This window comes from Mycobacterium sp. AZCC_0083, assembly GCF_014202335.1.
Taxonomy (GTDB): domain Bacteria; phylum Actinomycetota; class Actinomycetes; order Mycobacteriales; family Mycobacteriaceae; genus Mycobacterium.
In genome coordinates this window covers 1-18494 of sequence record NZ_JACHGP010000034.1, presented here as the reverse complement: position 1 = coordinate 18494, position 18494 = coordinate 1, and the positions used below count along the sequence as shown (strand labels likewise).

Here is an 18494-nt window from a genome sequence, read left to right as displayed (position 1 = left end):
CGCCAGTTGCCGCCGACGGGCGCGGATTTCGACGGTGCGCTACCGGCCTACGGTCCGGACGGATCTCTTGATGCTCCGCTCGTCCGGAGAAGGTTCGCCATCGGCGCGCCAACGACGGCTTGTCGGAGTCGGTGTTAGGGTGAGTTTCCGTGGGTCGGCAGGCCCCAAGCCAGGCCATAGCTTGGAAAAGTAAGCCCTGCCCCATAGGCCACGGAGGTTGCTCTTGCCATCGTTACGCAAGCATCCGCAGACCGCGACCAAGCATCTGTTCGTCAGCGGGGGTGTGGCGTCGTCGCTCGGCAAGGGCCTCACCGCAAGCAGTCTCGGGCAGCTGCTGACGGCGCGCGGTCTGCAGGTGACGATGCAGAAACTCGATCCCTATCTCAACGTCGATCCCGGGACGATGAACCCGTTCCAGCACGGTGAGGTGTTCGTCACAGAGGACGGTGCAGAGACCGACCTCGACGTCGGGCACTACGAGCGGTTCCTCGACCGCAACCTCTCCGGGTGGGCGAATGTCACCACGGGGCAGGTGTATTCGTCGGTGATCGCCAAGGAGCGCCGCGGCGAGTACCTCGGTGACACCGTTCAGGTGATCCCGCACATCACCGACGAGATCAAGAGCCGGATCCTGGCGATGGCGCAGCCGGACGCCGACGGGAACCGACCCGACGTGGTGATCACCGAAATCGGTGGCACCGTCGGCGACATCGAGTCCCTGCCGTTCCTGGAGGCCGCCCGACAGGTGCGCCACGAGGTCGGCCGGGACAACGTCTTCTTCCTGCACGTCTCCCTGGTGCCGTACCTCGCCCCGTCGGGCGAGCTGAAGACCAAGCCCACCCAGCACTCCGTCGCCGCGCTGCGCAGCATCGGCATCTCGCCCGACGCGCTGATTCTGCGGTGCGACCGCGACGTGCCTGAACCGCTGAAGAACAAGATCGCGCTGATGTGCGACGTCGACATCGACGGGGTCATCTCGACACCCGACGCGCCGTCGATCTACGACATCCCCAAGGTGCTGCACCGCGAGGAACTCGACGCCTACGTGGTGCGGCGGCTCAACCTGCCGTTCCGCGACGTCGACTGGACCGAGTGGGACAACCTGCTGCGCCGGGTGCACGAGCCGCAGGAGACCGTGCGCATCGCGCTGGTGGGCAAGTACATCGATCTGTCCGATGCCTACCTTTCGGTGGCCGAGGCGCTGCGGGCCGGTGGGTTCGCGCACCAGGCCAAGGTGGAGATCCGCTGGGTGGCGTCCGACGACTGCGAGACCGAGGCAGGCGCGGCCGCGGTGCTCAACGACGTTCACGGCGTGCTGATCCCCGGCGGGTTCGGCATCCGCGGCATCGAGGGCAAGATCGGCGCCATCGCGTACGCCCGCAAGCACGGCGTCGCCGTCCTTGGGCTGTGCCTTGGCCTTCAGTGCATCGTCATCGAGGCGGCCCGATCGGCAGGCATCACCGGAGCCAACTCGGCGGAATTCGACCCGAAGACCCCCGACCCGGTGATCTCGACGATGGCCGACCAACGTGAGGCCGTCGCCGGTGAGGCCGACCTCGGCGGCACCATGCGCCTCGGCGCGTACCCGGCCGTCCTCGAAGCGGGATCGATTGTGGCCGAGGCGTATCAGGCCACCGAGGTGTCCGAGCGGCATCGGCACCGATTCGAGGTCAACAACGCCTACCGAGACCGCATCGCGGAGAGCGGGTTGAAGTTCACCGGCACCTCGCCGGACGGGCACCTCGTCGAATTCGTCGAGTACGCACGCGATGTTCACCCGTTCCTGGTCGGCACGCAGGCCCATCCCGAGCTCAAGAGCAGGCCGACCCGTCCGCATCCGCTGTTCGTCGGATTCATCGGGGCAGCACTCGACTACAAGGCGGCCGAGCGACTGCCCATGGAGATCTCCGAGCAGCGCGCCAACGGTGCCGAGCACCTCGAGGATGCGGGGCAGCGCGTGCAAGAGCCCGTGCATCGTGGGTGAGCACGACTTCGAGACAGTCGACAGCGAAACCCTCTACGTCGGAAAGATCTTCGCGCTGCGCGCCGACGAGGTACGGATGCCGGGCGGCACCACCGCCCGCCGCGAGGTCGTCGAGCACTACGGCGCCGTCGCCGTCGTCGCGCTGGACGACGAGCGCAACGTCGTGCTGGTGCACCAGTACCGCCACCCGATCGGCCGCCGGCTGTGGGAACTGCCTGCCGGGCTGTTGGACATGGGCGACGAACCGCCGCATGACACCGCGGCGCGCGAACTCGAAGAAGAAGCGGGCTTGGCCGCCGAGCAGTGGCGGGTGCTCGTCGACGTGATCTCCGCGCCCGGCTTCAGCGACGAGAGCGTGCGGGTGTACCTGGCCACCGGGCTGACCGACGTCGGGCGGCCGGAAGCGCACGACGAGGAAGCCGACCTGACGGTGAAGCGGGTGCCGCTCGACGACGCCGTCCAGATGGTGCTGGCCGGGGAAATCGTGAATTCGCTTGCCGTCGCAGGGATTCTGGCCGCCCACGCGATGGGCGCCCCGGAGACGCTGCGCACGGTCGACGCGCCGTGGGTCGATCGATCGTCGAAGTTCCGGGCGCGCAAGGCCGCGCGATGACCATTCCTGCCGTCCGAACGCTGGACGATCAGCTGCAGGGCTATCTCGACCACCTGACCATCGAGCGCGGCGTTGCCGCCAACACACTGAGCTCGTATCGCCGCGACCTGCGCCGCTACGCCGAGCACCTGGTGACACGCGGCGTCGACGACCTACGCAACGTCACCGAACCCGACGTCAGCGAGTTCCTGGTCGCGCTGCGCAAGGGCGACCCCGACACCGGCGCGGCCGCGCTCTCCGCCGTCTCCGCGGCCCGCGCCCTGATCGCGGTGCGGGGCCTGCACCGCTTCGCGGCCGCCGAGGGGCTGACCGACCTCGACGTCGCGCGCGCGGTGAAGCCGCCGACACCGAGTCGTCGGCTGCCCAAGAGCCTGTCCGTCGACGACGTGCTCGCGCTCTTGGACGGTGCCGGTGGTGACAGTGAGACCGATGGGCCGCTGACCCTGCGCAACCGGGCCCTGCTGGAGGTGCTGTATTCGACCGGCGCGCGGATCTCGGAGGCCGTCGGCCTTGACGTCGACGACGTCGACACCCACAGCCGGTCCGTGCTGCTGCGCGGCAAGGGCGGCAAGCAGCGCCTGGTCCCGATCGGCAGGCCTGCCGTCAGCGCCCTGGATGTCTACCTGGTGCGCGGCCGACCCGACCTGGCCCGGCGCGGCAAGGCCACGCCCGCGATCTTCCTCAACGTCAGAGGTGGGCGGCTGTCCCGGCAGAGCGCATGGCAGGTACTGCAGGACGCCGCAGAACGAGCCAAGATCTCGGCCGCCGTGTCACCGCACACCCTGCGGCACTCATTCGCGACACATCTGCTCGAGGGCGGCGCCGACGTCCGCGTCGTACAGGAACTGCTCGGCCACGCGTCGGTGACCACGACGCAGATCTACACGATGGTCACGGTCAACGCGCTGCGCGAGGTATGGGCCGGAGCGCATCCGCGCGCACGATAGGTTTCCGTTGTGCATGACGTCGCGATCATCGGTGCGGGCCCTGCGGGTATCTCCGTGGCGCTGAGCCTGCGCGACCGCGGTATCACCGCGCTGCTCATCGATCGGGCCGACGCCGTCGGGTCCTCCTGGCGCAATCGCTACGACCGGCTCCGGCTCAACACGGGTCGGCAGTTCTCGCACCTCCCAGGTCGGCCCTTCCCGAAGGGCACGCCGACCTTCCCGACGCGAGACCAGGTCGTCGAGCATCTGGAGACCCATGTGCGCGAGGGCGCGGTCGAACTGCGGCTCGACACCACGGTCCAGCGGATCGACCGTCACGACGGCGCGTGGCGACTGCGCACGTCGACCGGGGACATCGATGCAAGCCACGTCGTGGTCGCGACCGGATACATGCACACACCGCACATCCCCGACTGGCCCGGCAGGGACGGCTTCACCGGTGACCTGTCGCACTCGTCCGAGTACCGCAACCCGACGCCGTACGCGGGCAAGCAGGTCATGGTCATCGGATCCGGCTCGTCCGGGATGGAGATCGCGCACGACCTGACCACGAGCGGCGCGGCCAAGGTCTGGATGACCGTCCGCACGCCGCCCAACGTCATATTGCGCGGTGGTCCGGCGGGGCTTCCCGGCGACGTGATCGCGACGCCGCTGTATCACGCGCCGCCCCGCGTCGCCGACGCGATCGCTCGATTCGGTCGTCGAAGGCTCCTCGGGGATCTCACCGAATTCGGGTTGCCGATCCCCGAAGAGGGGCCTTTCAGTCGACTGGCTCGGATCGGGTTGCCTCCGACGCTCGTCGACATCGACGTCATCGATGCGATCCGGGACGGATCCATCGAAATCGTCGGCGACGTGGAGGCCTTTGACGGCGACACCGTTTCATTGGCGGACGGGCGCCGGATCCGACCCGACGTCGTGATCTGTGCGACGGGTTATCTGCCCGGCCTCGAAGATCTCGTCGGGCACCTGGGTGTTCTCGGCGAGCGCGGCATGCCGGTGGCCAAACGCGGTGAGCCCGCCGCCGACGGTCTGCGGTTCCTCGGGTATCTGGCTCGCCCGTCGCTCATCGGTTCGGTGGCCAAGACGTCCAAACGCATGGCCAAACAGATCACCGACGAGTTGTCAGCCTAGGTACTCCGACTCGAGCACCAGGTCCGCGATCAGCGTCTGGTACTCGCCGTGGGTCTTGTGCTCGATGGTGTTCCATCCCTTGCCCTGTTGTTCCTGCATGTAGGCGCGGTACTTCGGGGCGCCGGGCATCTTGACGTTGTCGGCGACGACGATCGAGCCGGTGTGCAGCCAGCCGCGGTCCACGATGCTCTGCAGGTCGGTGAGGTAGACGCTCTTCTCGTGGTCGATGAACATGAAGTCGAGGGCCCCGGCACCGAAGCCTGGCGCCGCGGCCAGCGCGTCCAGGGTCTTGCCACCGTCGCCGATGGTGCCGACCACGCAGGTGATGCGGTCGCCGACCCCAGCGTGCTCCCAGATTCGTCGCGCGTTGGCGGCGTTGGCTTCGGCCAGTTCGACGGAGTACACCTTGGCTTCGGGCGCTGCTCTGGCGATGCGTAGCGCGCCGTAGCCGACGTAGGTACCCAGCTCCAGCGCCAGCGTGGGGTGTGCGCGCCGAACGGCGGCGTCGAGCAGGGCGCCCTTCTCGTCGCCGACGTTGATCAGAAACGACTGCTCGTAGGCGAATTCGTCGATCGTCGCCAGGACCCCGTCGATGTCGCCTTTGCTGGCGTTGGCGAGGACGTAGTCGACGGCCGCGGCCTCGCGCCCGTCGCCGATCTGACCGGTCGTCGAGATGTTGCGGGCACCCACCGCGAGTCGGAGAAACGACCAGCGCAGGAACGGGAGGCGCTGCTTCAGGCTCATGATTGGCAGCCTAGGCCCGTCACCGGCAGATCTGACGGCCACGTTGCCCGCGGGTTGGCCGTTGCGGGCCTGCTCAACCGTTAGACTTCACCGGATGTTCGCCATGGGTGTGGGTTGTCTGATCAGCGATGGTCCGGCATGAGCGACGATGCGGGAGACGTCGCCGGCCTCACCGGACGACCGCCGCGGGTGATTCCCGAACCGAAGCCCAAGAGCGTGCACGGGCCGGCCAAGGTCATCGCGATGTGCAACCAGAAGGGCGGCGTCGGCAAGACGACGTCCACGATCAACCTCGGCGCCAGCCTCGCCGAGTACGGCCGGCGCGTGTTGCTGATCGACCTCGATCCGCAGGGCGCGCTGTCGGCAGGCCTTGGCGTGCCGCACTACGAGCTGGACCACACGGTGCACAACCTGCTGGTCGACCCGAAGGTGTCCATCGACGAGGTGCTGATCAAGACCCGGGTCAAGGGTCTCGACCTGGTGCCCAGCAACATCGATCTGTCCGCCGCCGAGATCCAGCTGGTCAACGAGGTGGGTCGCGAGCAGTCGCTGGCGCGGGCGCTGCACCCGGTGCTCGACCGCTACGACTACGTGCTGATCGACTGCCAGCCCTCCCTGGGCTTGCTCACCGTCAACGGGCTGGCCTGCTCGGACGGCGTCATCATCCCCACCGAATGCGAGTACTTCTCGCTGCGCGGCCTCGCACTGTTGACCGACACCGTCGCCAAGGTGCGCGAGCGGCTCAACCCCAAGCTGGACATCAGCGGCATCCTCATCACACGCTTCGACACCCGCACCGTCAACGCCCGCGAGGTAATGGCCCGGGTGCTTGAGCGGTTCGGCGATCTGGTCTTCGACACCGTGATCGCGCGGACGGTCCGTTTCCCCGAGACCAGCGTCGCTGGCGAGCCGATTACCACGTGGGCGCCGAAATCCGGTGGCGCCGAGGCGTATCGGTCGCTCGCGCGTGAGGTCATCGACCGGATCGGCGCGTGAGCACCGAGACCACACCGGAAGCCGGAGCCGCCCAGGAGGAGACGTCTGAGTCGGGTTTCCGGGTCCGGCTGACCAACTTCGAAGGCCCGTTCGATCTGCTGCTGCAGCTGATCTTCGCGCACCGGCTCGACGTCACCGAGGTGGCGTTGCACACGGTCACCGACGACTTCATCGCGTACACCAAGGCAGCCGCCAAGCAGCTCGAACTCGACGAGACGACGGCGTTCCTGGTCATCGCCGCCACGCTGCTCGACCTCAAGGCCGCGCGCCTGCTGCCCGCGGGCGACGTGCACGACGAGGAGGACCTCGCCCTGCTCGAAGTGCGCGACCTGCTGTTCGCCCGGCTGCTTCAGTACCGGGCCTACAAGCACGTCGCCGTGATGTTCGCCGAGCTGGAGGCGGCGGCACTGCGCAGCTACCCAAGGGCAGTGGCACTGGAAGAGCAGTACGAAGAACTGCTGCCCGAGGTGATGCTCGGGGTGGACGCCGAACGGTTCGCCGAGATCGCCGCGGCAGCGTTCACGCCAAGACCGGTGCCGACGGTGGGCCTCGAGCACCTCCACGCGTCTGCGGTGTCCGTGCCGGAACAAGCCCAGCACGTGCTGTCGATGCTCGAACGGCGCGGCGTTGGGCAGTGGCTGACGTTCGCCGACCTGATTGGCGACTGCACGGGTGGGATCGAGATCGTCGGGCGCTTCCTGGCGCTGCTCGAATTGTTCCGAGCGCACGCGGTAGCATTCGAGCAAGTAGAACCGCTTGGAGTGCTGCAGGTTTCGTGGACCGGCAACCGGCCCGACAACGAACGCCTGGCAACGGCGGTGGAAGAGACAGACTCATGACAGAAGACTTGCGGGAAGACTTGCAGGAGGACGTCGAGGACCTCGATCTGGGCATCGACGTCGCGACCGTCCCGGAACTGGACGACGCCGAACTCGGCGCAGCACTCGAGGCGTTGCTCCTCGTGGTGGACACCCCGGTGCCCGCGGATGCGCTGGCGGCGGCACTCGATCAGCCCGCCTACCGGATCGCGGCCAAGCTGCAGGCGATGGCCGACGAGCTCACCGCCCGCGACAGTGGCATCGACCTGCGCGACGCCGGCGGTGGCTGGCGCATGTACACCAGGTCGCGCTTCGCCCCCTACGTGGAGCGGCTGCTGCTCGACGGCACCCGGTCCAAGCTGACCAGGGCGGCGCTCGAGACTCTGGCGGTGGTCGCATACCGGCAGCCGGTGTCCCGTGTGCGGGTGAGCGCGGTGCGAGGAGTCAACGTCGACGCGGTGATGCGCACTCTGCTGGCCCGCGGCCTGATTACCGAGGCGGGCACCGACCCCGACTCGGGCGCAGTCACTTTCGCGACGACGGAGCTGTTCCTCGAGCGGCTCGGACTGTCGTCACTGGCGGACCTTCCGGACATCGCACCGCTGCTGCCCGACATCGACGTGATCGACGACATCACCGAATCTCTCGGGGACGAGCCGCGTTTCATCAAGCTCGGCGGAGCGTCGGCCACCACCGCGCAGCCGATGGCATTCGACGTGGATCGGGACTGACATGGCTGAACCAGATGAAGGCATCCGACTGCAGAAGGTGTTGTCGCAGGCGGGAGTTGCGTCGCGGCGGGTCGCGGAGAAGATGATCAAGGACGGCCGCGTCGAGATCGACGGCCGCATCGTGACCGAGATGGGTACCCGCGTCGACCCCGAGACGTCGGTGATCCGGGTGGACGGCGCGCGGATCACCGTCGACGACACGATGGTCTACCTGGCGATCAACAAAGAGCGCGGCATGCACTCGACGATGTCCGACGAGCAGGGCAGGCCGTGCGTAGGCGACCTCGTCGAGTATCGAGTTCGCGGCAACAAGAAGCTCTTTCACGTCGGGCGCCTCGACGCCGACACCGAGGGCCTGTTGATCTTGACCAACGACGGCGAGCTGGCGCATCGCCTGATGCACCCGTCCTACGAGGTGCCCAAGACCTATCTGGCGACGGTCGTCGGTTCGGTGCCACGCGGGCTTGGCAAGACGTTGAAGGCCGGTGTCGAATTGGACGACGGGCCGGCTGCTGTCGACGACTTCGCCGTGATGGACGCCGTGCCCGGCAAGTCGTTGGTGAAGGTCACGCTCCACGAAGGACGCAAGCGGATCGTGCGGCGGCTATTCGCGCACGTCGGCTTCCCCGTGAAGGAACTGGTGCGCACCGACATTGGCACGGTGTCGTTGGGGGAGCAGCGCCCCGGCAGCATCCGCGTGTTGACCACCAAGGAGATCGGCGAACTGTACAAGGCGGTGGGAATGTGAGCCGCTCGGTGACGATCGCCGTCGATGGACCGGCTGGCACGGGAAAGTCTTCGGTGTCACGGGGATTGGCTCGCGCACTTGGCGCGCGCTACCTCGACACGGGGTCGATGTACCGGATCGTGACGCTGGCGGTGCTGCGTGCCGGTATCGACGTCGACGACGGTGCCAAGGTCGGCGCGTTCGCCGCCGGCGTCGACATGGCGGTCGGCTTCGATCCCGACGAAGACCTCTCCTACCTTGCGGGAGAAGATGTTTCGGCCGAGATCCGCGGCGACGCCGTGACCAAGGCAGTGTCCGCAGTGTCGGCGGTGCCCGCCGTGCGGACCCTGCTCGTGCAGCGTCAGCGAGAGCTGGCCGCGGGGCCGGACAGCGTCGTGGTCGAGGGGCGTGACATCGGCACGGTCGTGCTGCGCGACGCCGACTTCAAGATCTTCCTGACCGCGTCCGCCGAGGAGCGAGCGCGCCGCCGCAACGACCAGAACGTCGCGAACGGCCTAGGCGACGATTACGAGGGCGTGCTTGCCGACGTGCGCCGCCGCGATCACTTGGACTCGACGCGTGCGGTGTCGCCGCTGCGGGCAGCCGACGACGCGATGATCGTCGACTCCAGTGACATGAGTGAATCCGAAGTAGTGGCGCATCTTTTGGATCTCGTCGAGCAACGCGCCGGAGCGAGTCGATGAGCACACCTGGTACCGATGGCACACCTGATACCGATGGCACCTGGGTCGACGAGGCCGAATGGGATATCGGCCCCGAAGACGTGTCGGCCGACCTCGAAGAGGAGTTCACCCCGCCGCCCGTGGTCGCCGTCGTCGGGCGGCCGAACGTCGGAAAGTCGACGCTGGTGAACCGCATCCTGGGGCGCCGCGAGGCCGTCGTGCAGGACATCCCTGGCGTCACCAGGGACCGAGTCTCCTACGAGGCGAGCTGGCTCGGTCGCCGGTTCTTCGTACAAGACACCGGCGGCTGGGAACCCGACGCCAAGGGTCTGCAGCTGCTGGTGGCCGAGCAGGCCTCGGTGGCGATGCGCACGGCGGACGTCATCATCCTGGTGGTGGACGCCGTGGTCGGGGCGACCGCGGCCGACGAGGCTGCGGCCAAGCGGTTGCAGAAGTCCGGAAAGCCAGTGTTCCTGGCGGCCAACAAGGTTGACACCGAACGCGTCGAGGCCGAGGCCGCCTCGTTGTGGTCGCTCGGACTGGGGGAGCCCCACTCGGTGAGCGCGATGCACGGCCGTGGCGTGGCCGACCTGCTCGACAGGGTCATGGAGGTGCTGCCCGAGGCGTCGGCGATTGCATCCAGTGGCGGCGGTCCGCGGCGGGTGGCGCTGGTCGGCAAGCCGAACGTCGGGAAGAGCTCGCTGCTGAACCGGTTGACCGGCGACGAGCGGTCGGTGGTCCACGACGTCGCGGGCACCACGGTGGACCCGGTGGACTCGCTGATCGAATTGGACGGCAAGACTTGGCGTTTCGTCGACACGGCGGGTCTGCGCCGCAAGGTCGGCCAGGCCAGTGGCCACGAGTTCTACGCGTCGGTCCGAACGCGCGGTGCGATCGACGCCGCCGAGGTGGTCGTCGTCCTGATCGACTCGTCGCAACCGTTGACCGAGCAGGACCAGCGGGTGCTGACGATGGTGATCGAGGCAGGCCGGGCGCTGGTGTTGGCGTTCAACAAGTGGGATCTGATGGACGAGGACCGGCGCTATCTCCTCGACCGCGAGATCGACATGGACCTGGCGCAGGTGCAGTGGGCGCAGCGGGTGAACATCTCGGCCAAGACTGGTCGGGCGGTGCAGAGGCTGGTGCCGGCCTTGGAGAGCGCTCTCGAATCGTGGGATGCGCGCATTTCGACGGGCCGGCTCAACACCTTCTTCAAGGAGATCGTCGCCGCCACACCGCCGCCGGTGCGCGGTGGCAAGCAGCCCAAGATCTTGTTCGCCACCCAGGCGACGGCGCGCCCACCAACGTTCGTGCTGTTCACCTCGGGCTTCCTGGAGGCTGGTTACCGGCGGTTCCTCGAGCGCAAGCTTCGCGAGACGTTCGGCTTCGAGGGCAGCCCGATCCGCATCAACGTGCGGGTACGGGAGAAGCGCGGAGTCAAGCCGCGCAAGTGAATTCAGTATGCAATTCAGGGCTTTGAGCGCCTGTAATTGCACAGGGGTCGCCTCGGTAGGGTCGTCGGGTGTCCGTCGCCCACATGATCCTGATCTCGTTGGCCGGCGTCGCAGCCGGAGGCATCAATGCCATCGTCGGCTCGGGCACGCTGATCACCTTTCCCACCCTCGTGGCGCTGGGCTATCCGCCGATCACCGCAACCATGTCGAACGCCGTCGGCCTGGTCGCCGGTGGTGTCTCCGGGACGTGGGGGTACCGGCGTGAACTAGAAGGCCAAGGCGACCGGCTGCGCTGGCAGATCCCGGCGTCGCTGCTCGGCGCGTGCGTGGGCGCGTGGCTGCTGCTGCACTTGCCGGAGCACGTGTTCACTCAGGTCGTTCCCGTCCTGCTGATCGGCGCGCTGCTGCTGGTGGTGTTCGGTCCGTGGATCCAGGCCTGGGCGCGTCGGCGTGCCGAGGAGGACGGCCGGTCGACCGATCACGTGTCGAAGGGCCGGATGGCCGCCCTGGTGCTCGCGACGTTCGCCGTTGGCGCGTACGGGGGGTATTTCACCGCGGCGCAAGGCATCTTGCTCGTCGGGGTGATGGGGGCGCTGCTGCCGGAGTCGATGCACCGGATGAACGCGGCGAAGAACCTCCTGTCGCTCGTCGTCAACGTCGTGGCGGCGGCGGCCTACACCGTGGTCGCCTTCGACCGCATCAATTGGGTCGTGGCGGGACTCATCGCGGTGGGCTCGCTGATCGGGGGATTCCTGGGCTCCCATTACGGCCGTCGGCTGTCGCCGAAGGTGCTGCGGGTGGCGATCGTGATCGTCGGCCTCATCGGGCTGTACCGGCTGCTGACGGTGTGACGCAGTTTGGCCGGGCGTGCGGGGCTGGGGATTGGGATCGCGGGCCGGGGCTACGGTAGGCTCACCTCCGCTGCCGGCGATGCCGGCCAGCGCCGCGGGCTGTGGCGCAGCTTGGTAGCGCACTTGACTGGGGGTCAAGTGGTCGCAGGTTCAAATCCTGTCAGCCCGACCAGAGTTCTTGCAGGTCAGACCCATAGCGCGGGGTGCGCCAGAACCTGTTTACGACGGCGACTCAAGTGGGCGCAGGTTCTAAATGGGCCGCTTGACTTGCGACTACCGTCTGAACTGCTCGGTTGCCTTGGCGAATCATCCAGTTGTTCGACTGATCCAGGTCTTGGCACGGATTGTCACAAAGCATTGAGGATGCTGCCCGCAGCGTATTTGGACCGACCATGGCCGCCCTCGCCGCGTGGGACGACGACTGATAGAGGCGCTCGCGGTGGACTGGTGATGATCAAACCTCACGCGGTGAGCAATACCCAACCCGCCGCCACGGACCCCAATGCTGCTGTGCCGTAACAACACAGAGCGATCGCATGGTCGAACCGGCGTAGTTGCAGCCCATGCTCGAGCGTGAACCGGATGCGGTGCGCAAAGTGGAACAGGGCGAGGACACACACGCCGAGCAGCACGAGTTTGGTCAGCGGATTCCGTACGACTGCCAGTAGATGCGCATGGTCCGGTGCGTCGAGCAACCCGAGCGGAAACGCCACTCCGAACAGGAACAGGAGGACGGGCAGAACGAGCGCGGCCGCCATGCCGCCGGCGCTGAACAACAGCCACAGGAACGGCTCGGCTGACCTTCGATGGGGCGCGGATGCGCTCATGACATGACCACCCACGCGACGACCGCCGTTACGACGAGCCATGCCGCGTAGTGCCCTGCAAGCACCGCGCGAGCAGGAACGCGGCGTCCCCGAACGTGGGGCACAATCGCACGCGGCGCCAAGTTGAGCCAGGTCACAGCATGCAGCAGAAGGAAGATGAATGCGACGACGTTGACTGCTACCACGAGTGGATTGGCACTCCAGTCCAGGAATCGCGCGTATGAGTCCCTTCCTGCGCTGATCGCATGCACCAGCAGCACCAGGTACACGACAAACCAGGCCACGAAGACGCAACTGATTTCGCGAAGCGCGAACAGCAGGTAGGACCGCCGCTTTGCCCACCAATATCGGTCGACGGGCTGACGGTAAGCCCGAATCGGCGCCGTCACCGCGCACCCCTGGGGAACAGCAACTCCTTCACCGAATGCGTTGCCGCGGTGAGCTTGTAGCGCTGTATCGCGCCTGCCGGGTCGACTCCCTTCGGACACGCCGTCGAGCATTCGCCCACGAACGTGCACGCCCACGCGCCGTCGGCCGCGGCGAGTACGTCCCGCCGATCCGCCGCACCTTCGTCGCGTGAGTCCAGGTTGTAACGCTGACCCAGCGCGATCGCCGCTGGACCGAGGAAGTCCGGGTCCAGCGCGTACACGGGGCATGCCGAGTAGCACAGCATGCAGTTGATGCACATGCTGAACTTCTTGTATTCGTCGAGTTCGGCGGGGGTCTGCAAGTATTCGCCATCCTCGACCGATTTCTCATCTTCGCGGATGATCCAGGGCTTGACAGTCGGCAATTTGGTCATGAAGTCGCTGATGTCGACGACCAGATCGCGGATCACCGGGAAGTTTCGCATCGGCTCCACGCGTATCGGCCCGGGCAGGTAGTCGGCTAGGAAAGTCGCGCACGCCAATTTCGGGTCGCCGTCGATCGTCATACCGCAGCTGCCGCATATGCCCATCCGGCACGACCATCGGAAGGTCAGCGTTCCGTCGAGTTGATCCTTGATGTAGTTCAGGCCGTCGAGGATCGCCGATTCCCGGGTCAGGGGAACTTCGTAGGCCTGCAAGACCGGCTCGGATTCGATCTCCGGCCGATACCTCGTGACTTCCATGACGATTCGGTCCGCCATCGTTACCTCCCATAGACGCGTTCGCCCGGAGGCCAGCGCGTGATCGTGACCGGCAGATAGTCGACCCGCGCTGTGCCGTCGGATTCTCGGTGAATCAATGTGTGCGCCAAGTAATGGTCGTCGTCGCGTTTGGGGAAGTCGGTTCGCTGGTGCGCGCCGCGGGATTCTTGTCGGCGCAGGGCGGATTCGATGATCGTCTGCGCGACGTCGAGCATTCCCGACAACTCGAGTAGCGCCGTGAGCTCCGTATTGAACGTGTGGCTGTGGTCGTCGATGCCGGCCTTCGCGAATCGTTCCTGCAGCTCCCGGATCTGTTCGACAGCCTTGGTCAACGTGGGCCCGTCGCGATAGATTCCGGCGGCTGCCTCCAACGTGGCCTGCATCTCCGTCCGGATGTCAGCGATGCGCTCGGCCCCGTCGCCGTGGCGCCCGAGCTCCCGTTCCAGCCGTTGCTCCTCGGTGCGTGCCTGTGCCTGCACCGCGGACGAGGCGGTAGCGGCCGTCGCCGCGTACTCCGCTGCGGCGTGCCCCGCCCGGGCTCCGAACACCAGCAGCTCCGGCAGTGAGTTCGACCCCAACCGGTTGGCGCCGTTGATGCTGACGCACGCTGTTTCGCCTGCCGCGTATAGGCCGGGAAGCGTTGTGGCGCCATGGATATCGGTGTGTACGCCACCCATCATGTAGTGCACGACGGGTCGCACGGGAACGAGTTCGGTCACCGGGTCGATGTGCTGGTAGTCGCGGCACAGCTCGCGCACGAACGGCAGCTTGCTGTCGATGAGGTCGGCGCCAAGGTGCCGCAGGTCGAGGTAGACGACGTGACCGTACGGCGTTTCGACCGTGCGGCCCTTCTCCTGCTCGTGCACGAACGCCTGAGACAGCCGGTCCCGGGGCCCGAGCTCCATACTGCGCAGCGTCGGCTCGGGCGTGGGCTTGCCGAGGTCGTAGTCCTGCAGGTAGCGGTAGCCGTCTTTGTTGAGCAACCAGCCACCCTCCGCACGTGCCGCCTCGGTGATGAGGATTCCGGTGAACGGCAGTCCGGTGGGGTGGTACTGGACGAACTCCATGTCCTTCAGCGGCGCACCCGCCCTGAACGCGAGCGCCATTCCGTCGCCGGTCTTGATGTTCGCGTTGGTGGTGAACGGAAACACGCGCCCACATCCGCCTGTACAGATGATCGCTGCGTCGGCGAGGATCGTCTCGATGCGCCCTGTCGCCAGCTCGATCGCGACGACACCGCGGACCCTGCCGTCGTCGACAAGCAAGGTGGTCGCGAACCACTCGTCGTAACGCACGATGTCCGGATAGGCGAGCACCCGCTGAAACAGCGTGTGCAGCATGTGGAATCCGGTCTTGTCGGCGGCAAACCACGTGCGCAGCTTCTTCATCCCGCCGAATGGGCGAACGGCAATGTGCCCGTCCGGTTTGCGGCTCCACGGGCAGCCCCAATGCTCTAGTTGCAACAACTCCCGCGGCGCCTCGGCCACGAACGCCTCGACCGCGTCTTGGTCGCACAGCCAGTCGCTGCCAGAAACGGTGTCGTATGCGTGCTCGTCGAGACTGTCATCCTCACCCGCAACAGCCGCGGCGCCGCCCTCCGCCGAGACGGTGTGGCTGCGCATCGGGTACACCTTCGAGACGATCGCCACGCTCAGTTGCGGATTCGCCTCAGCGATCGCGATGGCGGCGCGCAGCCCAGCGCCGCCGCCGCCAATCACCACGATGTTGTGCGACGCCGTCATCGCCGTCCCTCACGCCTCGAACGTCTCGTGTTCGCCACAGCGCTCGTCCTTCAGCACTTTGCCGTCGTGTCGTATCGTCCGAAAGCGAGTAGTTCCGTCGTGGTACACATGCCTGACCTCGCGACAGCCGCAGGCGTATTTGAAGTCGTCGTATTTGAAGCCGTCGTCATCGCCTTCGACATGGTGATCGCCATCTGCCGTTCGCCCGCAGGGCGCCTTTTGCTTCATGAAGTGCGTCGTGGTCGCGACCATCGGCCAACCTCCTCCGGTGACAGGAGAGTGATCTAGATCACTTCAGGATATGCCTGCAGAAGACTGCGTCCGGGCGATTGTGATCATCGAGTTGTCGCGGGTGCACCGCTTCGCGGGAGTCACGGCGTTGTCACAACCCGTGCGAAACATGTCGGGGCTCGAGGAGACAACCTCGGACTATTCCTGCAGCTCAGCGTCATGATCGCGTCACGCTAGAACGCGTGGGAACGACTCCAGGCCGACTGGGGGTCAAGTGGTCGCAGGTTCAAATCCTGTCAGCCCGACAAATGAAAGAAACTCGCCGGCGAAGCCGAGCGAGTTTTTTCATGGTCGGGGGACGAGATGCTGGGAGCCGAAGCGGTCGCCGAGGCACGAGGCGGTCGCGCCCGCGGTTCCTGTCAGCCCGACGTTCGAAACCCGCTCTGACCAGCGTCGAAGCGGTTTTTGTTTCTCTGGGTTTCGATGGATTGGAGCCAGTGTCCCAAGCGACTACCAGTGGGCCAACCGTCAGCGAGAAGCGCGGCACCAGCGGCGCGCAGATCCTCGCGCTGAGCGTCGGAGTAGATCGACAGCGATACCGCGGATCGTGACCGTGCCACGCTGCAACGGCATGCACGGGCAAACCGCCGGCCAGCTTGAGGCTGACGCTGGTTTGCGGAGACCCTCTGAGGTGGATGCGACGCGGCCCGGCGCGTTGGCGAAGGCGATGAAATTCGTCGGAGTGCCACTCGTGTCAGCTCCGGTAGAGCTTGAGCATCCTGCTCCGGAACGGCATGCTCACTTTTGTCAGCGGTCACGTAATTCCCCAGGTTTGAGGGGTTGTCCGTCACGTAATTCCCCACCCGCCGTCACGTAATTCCCCACCCCTGGGGCGTGTCCGGCAGGGGTTGGGGTGCTGCTCAGGTTCGCTCCGTTCAGCTGCCCCGCCAGAGGGTCCTGGAAGGGGCCTGAGGTGGCGAGGAGATCGTGGAACATGACTGACTTCGTGGAGATGTTCCGGCATTGGAACGCCGGCCGATCGCAGGTGCAGATCGATGAGGCACTGAGCATCGACCGCAAGACGATCCGCAAGTATCTGGCCCCGGCGCTGGCCGAGGGTCTGCAACCGTGTCCGGACGAGTTCGACGAGGAGTTGTGGCGGGCACGGATCCGACGCTGGTTTCCCGAGCTCGTCGACCCGGCGGCGCGGGCGCTGAGCTGGCCGCTGATCGCAGCCCATCACCAGTGGATCGCTCGCCAGCTGAAGGTGCCGGTGACGGTGGCCACGATCGCGCAGCGGCTGCGTGACGACCACGGTGTCGATGTGTCGGAGTCCACGGTACGTCGTTACATTGCAACCACTTTCGCCGACGAGCGGCTCGAAGGCAAGGTCACGGTACCGCGTGGTGCGGTCGAACCGGGCAGCGAAGCCCAGATCGACTACGGCCGCCTCGGCATGTGGCGGGACCCGGCCTCGGGGCGCCGCGTCGCGGTGTGGGTGTTCGCGATGATCCTGTCGTGCTCACGGGCGCTGTTCGTGCAGCCGGTGCTGCGGATGGACCAAACGTCCTGGAACGCTTCGCACGTGGCGGCGTTCGAGTTCTTCGGCGGCGTCCCGGCACGGCTGGTGTGCGACAACCTCAAGACCGGGGTGACGCGCCCCGATTTGTACGACCCCCGGATCAACCTGGCCTACGGTGAACTTGAACCGTCCCGGGTTTGATGCGCACCTCCTTTCTTGGGAAGGTGCATTTCATGGCGAGCAAGTACGACCCGGAGACGAGGGCGAAGGCCGTCCGGTTGGTGTTGGACCATCGCGACGACTATCCCAGCGAGTGGGCCGCGATCACCGCGGTGTCCAAACGGCTGGGTATGAACGCCGAGACGCTGCGGAACTGGATCCGCAAACAGCAGGTCGACGACGGGCAGCGTGACGGGGTCACCAGCGAGGCCGCCGCGGAGATCAAGGCGCTCAAGCGTCGCAACGCCGAACTGGAACAAACTATCGAAATCCTCAAGGCGGCAACATCTTTCTTCGTGCGGGAGAGCGACCCGCACAACCGCCACTGACCAGTTCGGTCTGCGCGTTCATCTCCGAGAACAGGGACCGCTTCGGGGTCGCTCCGATCTGCCGCGTGCTCACCGAGCACGGTATCCAGATCGCCCCGCGCACCTTCTACGCCTGGGCGGAGCGGGCGCCCTCGAAGCGGGCCTTGTGGGACGCCGCCATCACCGAGGTCCTGGCCGGCTTCTAGGAACCCGACAAACACGGCCGTCGCCAGCCCCAATCGCTGTACGGGTCGGTGAAGATGTGGGCTCACCTGCAGCGTCAGGGCTTCCCGGTGGCCAAGTCCACCGTGGAGCGACTGATGCGGCGTAACGGCTGGCAGGGCGTGCGTCGACAGAAGTCGGTGCGCACCACGATCAGCGACCCCGCAGCCGAGCGAGCACCAGACCTGGTGGACCGCCAGTTTCGGGTGCCCACACCCAATGCGTTGGTCGTCGCCGACTTCACCTACGTCAAACTCGTCACCGGCACATTCGTCTATGTCGCCTTCGTCATCGACGCCTATGCCGGCGCGATCATCGGATGGGAAGCCGCCAGCGCCAAGCTGACCCGTTTCGTGGAGTCCGCGATCCGCCAAGCCGCTGCGCTGCGTGCCCGCCAAGGCCACCGGATCGACGGTGCCATCCACCACTCCGACGCTGGATCGCAATACACTGCAATACATTTCGGCGAAACGCTGTCTATGTCGGGGCTGCGACCATCGATCGGAAGCGTCGGTGATTGCCTGTTAACCGGCTAATCGGTGATGATTGATGCGCGTAAATGACACGCCGACAACGGAAATGCTTGACGCGCGGTGGGCGGCGGGGTTGCAC

Annotated in this window: 17 protein-coding genes, 1 tRNA gene and 2 pseudogenes; 14 read left to right on the top strand and 6 right to left on the bottom strand. The window is 66.4% G+C overall.

All coding sequences use genetic code 11. The annotated features are described in order from the left end of the window. Nucleotides 1–223: 223 nt before the first annotated feature. From HNP02_RS41920 to HNP02_RS41905, 4 genes are read left to right on the top strand one after another with little or no spacing between them, the layout of a single operon-like run. A complete protein-coding gene (locus HNP02_RS41920; RefSeq protein ID WP_184446717.1) occupies nucleotides 224–1984 on the top strand; it encodes a CTP synthase in 1761 nt (586 codons plus the stop codon). Further along, nucleotides 1977–2597 (top strand): NUDIX hydrolase, encoded by a 621-nt coding sequence (locus HNP02_RS41915; protein WP_184446716.1) that lies wholly within the window; start codon nucleotides 1977–1979, stop codon nucleotides 2595–2597. The genes HNP02_RS41920 and HNP02_RS41915 overlap by 8 nt, the downstream gene beginning before the upstream one ends. After that, nucleotides 2594–3544 carry a site-specific tyrosine recombinase XerD gene (gene xerD / locus HNP02_RS41910; RefSeq protein WP_184446715.1) on the top strand — a complete coding sequence of 317 codons (951 nt, stop codon included), beginning with the start codon at nucleotides 2594–2596 and terminating at the stop codon, nucleotides 3542–3544. Before HNP02_RS41915 ends, xerD begins: the two co-directional genes overlap by 4 nt. A gap of 9 nt (nucleotides 3545–3553) precedes the next feature. After that, the gene (locus HNP02_RS41905; protein WP_184446714.1) at nucleotides 3554–4678 is read left to right on the top strand and encodes an NAD(P)/FAD-dependent oxidoreductase; all 1125 of its coding nucleotides are present in this window, start codon (nucleotides 3554–3556) and stop codon (nucleotides 4676–4678) included. Here the strand turns inward: HNP02_RS41905 and HNP02_RS41900 are convergent. Then, on the bottom strand, nucleotides 4670–5422 hold the full coding sequence (locus HNP02_RS41900; RefSeq protein ID WP_184446713.1) for an O-methyltransferase: 753 nt from the start codon (nucleotides 5420–5422) through the stop codon (nucleotides 4670–4672). The genes HNP02_RS41905 and HNP02_RS41900 overlap by 9 nt on opposite strands. Nucleotides 5423–5560: 138 nt before the next feature. Between HNP02_RS41900 and HNP02_RS41895 the strand changes: the two genes are divergently transcribed. The 8 genes from HNP02_RS41895 (at nucleotide 5561) to HNP02_RS41860 (ending at nucleotide 11854) form a co-directional block, all read left to right on the top strand. Further along, a complete protein-coding gene (locus HNP02_RS41895; RefSeq protein ID WP_184446712.1) occupies nucleotides 5561–6418 on the top strand; it encodes a ParA family protein in 858 nt (285 codons plus the stop codon). Next, complete coding sequence (locus HNP02_RS41890; protein ID WP_184446711.1) at nucleotides 6415–7257, top strand: segregation/condensation protein A; 843 nt, start codon at nucleotides 6415–6417, stop codon at nucleotides 7255–7257. The genes HNP02_RS41895 and HNP02_RS41890 overlap by 4 nt, the downstream gene beginning before the upstream one ends. Beyond that, nucleotides 7254–7967 carry an SMC-Scp complex subunit ScpB gene (gene scpB, locus HNP02_RS41885; RefSeq protein WP_184446710.1) on the top strand — a complete coding sequence of 238 codons (714 nt, stop codon included), beginning with the start codon at nucleotides 7254–7256 and terminating at the stop codon, nucleotides 7965–7967. Before HNP02_RS41890 ends, scpB begins: the two co-directional genes overlap by 4 nt. Before the next feature lies 1 nt (nucleotide 7968). Next, nucleotides 7969–8715, top strand: a complete 747-nt coding sequence (locus HNP02_RS41880; RefSeq protein ID WP_184446709.1) for a pseudouridine synthase — start codon at nucleotides 7969–7971, stop codon at nucleotides 8713–8715. Then, nucleotides 8712–9398 (top strand): (d)CMP kinase, encoded by a 687-nt coding sequence (gene cmk, locus HNP02_RS41875; protein WP_184446708.1) that lies wholly within the window; start codon nucleotides 8712–8714, stop codon nucleotides 9396–9398. The genes HNP02_RS41880 and cmk overlap by 4 nt, the downstream gene beginning before the upstream one ends. Further along, complete coding sequence (gene der / locus HNP02_RS41870) at nucleotides 9395–10831, top strand: ribosome biogenesis GTPase Der (protein WP_184446707.1); 1437 nt, start codon at nucleotides 9395–9397, stop codon at nucleotides 10829–10831. Before cmk ends, der begins: the two co-directional genes overlap by 4 nt. Nucleotides 10832–10914: 83 nt before the next feature. Further along, nucleotides 10915–11682, top strand: a complete 768-nt coding sequence (locus tag HNP02_RS41865; RefSeq protein WP_184446728.1) for a sulfite exporter TauE/SafE family protein — start codon at nucleotides 10915–10917, stop codon at nucleotides 11680–11682. Between the two features lie 95 nt (nucleotides 11683–11777). After that, a tRNA-Pro gene (locus HNP02_RS41860) sits at nucleotides 11778–11854 on the top strand. Nucleotides 11855–12143: 289 nt separating this feature from the next. Here the strand turns inward: HNP02_RS41860 and frdD are convergent. The 5 genes from frdD to HNP02_RS41835 are packed head-to-tail and all read right to left on the bottom strand — an operon-like array spanning nucleotide 12144 to nucleotide 15632. Next, a complete protein-coding gene (frdD, locus tag HNP02_RS41855; RefSeq protein WP_184446706.1) occupies nucleotides 12144–12509 on the bottom strand; it encodes a fumarate reductase subunit FrdD in 366 nt (121 codons plus the stop codon). Further along, nucleotides 12506–12886 carry a fumarate reductase subunit C gene (locus HNP02_RS43515; protein ID WP_184446727.1) on the bottom strand — a complete coding sequence of 127 codons (381 nt, stop codon included), beginning with the start codon at nucleotides 12884–12886 and terminating at the stop codon, nucleotides 12506–12508. The genes frdD and HNP02_RS43515 overlap by 4 nt, the downstream gene beginning before the upstream one ends. Before the next feature lie 8 nt (nucleotides 12887–12894). After that, entirely contained in the window at nucleotides 12895–13638 is a 744-nt protein-coding gene (locus HNP02_RS41845; protein WP_184446705.1) for a succinate dehydrogenase/fumarate reductase iron-sulfur subunit, read from the bottom strand. 2 nt (nucleotides 13639–13640) lie between these two features. Then, the gene (gene frdA / locus HNP02_RS41840) at nucleotides 13641–15380 is read right to left on the bottom strand and encodes a fumarate reductase (quinol) flavoprotein subunit (RefSeq protein WP_184446704.1); all 1740 of its coding nucleotides are present in this window, start codon (nucleotides 15378–15380) and stop codon (nucleotides 13641–13643) included. A 9-nt stretch (nucleotides 15381–15389) separates the two neighbouring features. Next, the gene (locus HNP02_RS41835) at nucleotides 15390–15632 is read right to left on the bottom strand and encodes a hypothetical protein (RefSeq protein WP_184446703.1); all 243 of its coding nucleotides are present in this window, start codon (nucleotides 15630–15632) and stop codon (nucleotides 15390–15392) included. 973 nt (nucleotides 15633–16605) lie between these two features. Here HNP02_RS41835 and HNP02_RS41830 point away from each other — a divergent pair. Further along, nucleotides 16606–17316, top strand: a pseudogene (locus HNP02_RS41830) (IS21 family transposase); the annotation flags it as partial. A gap of 50 nt (nucleotides 17317–17366) precedes the next feature. Beyond that, a pseudogene (locus HNP02_RS41825) lies at nucleotides 17367–18400 on the top strand (IS3 family transposase); the annotation flags it as partial. Nucleotides 18401–18494 lie beyond the last annotated feature (94 nt).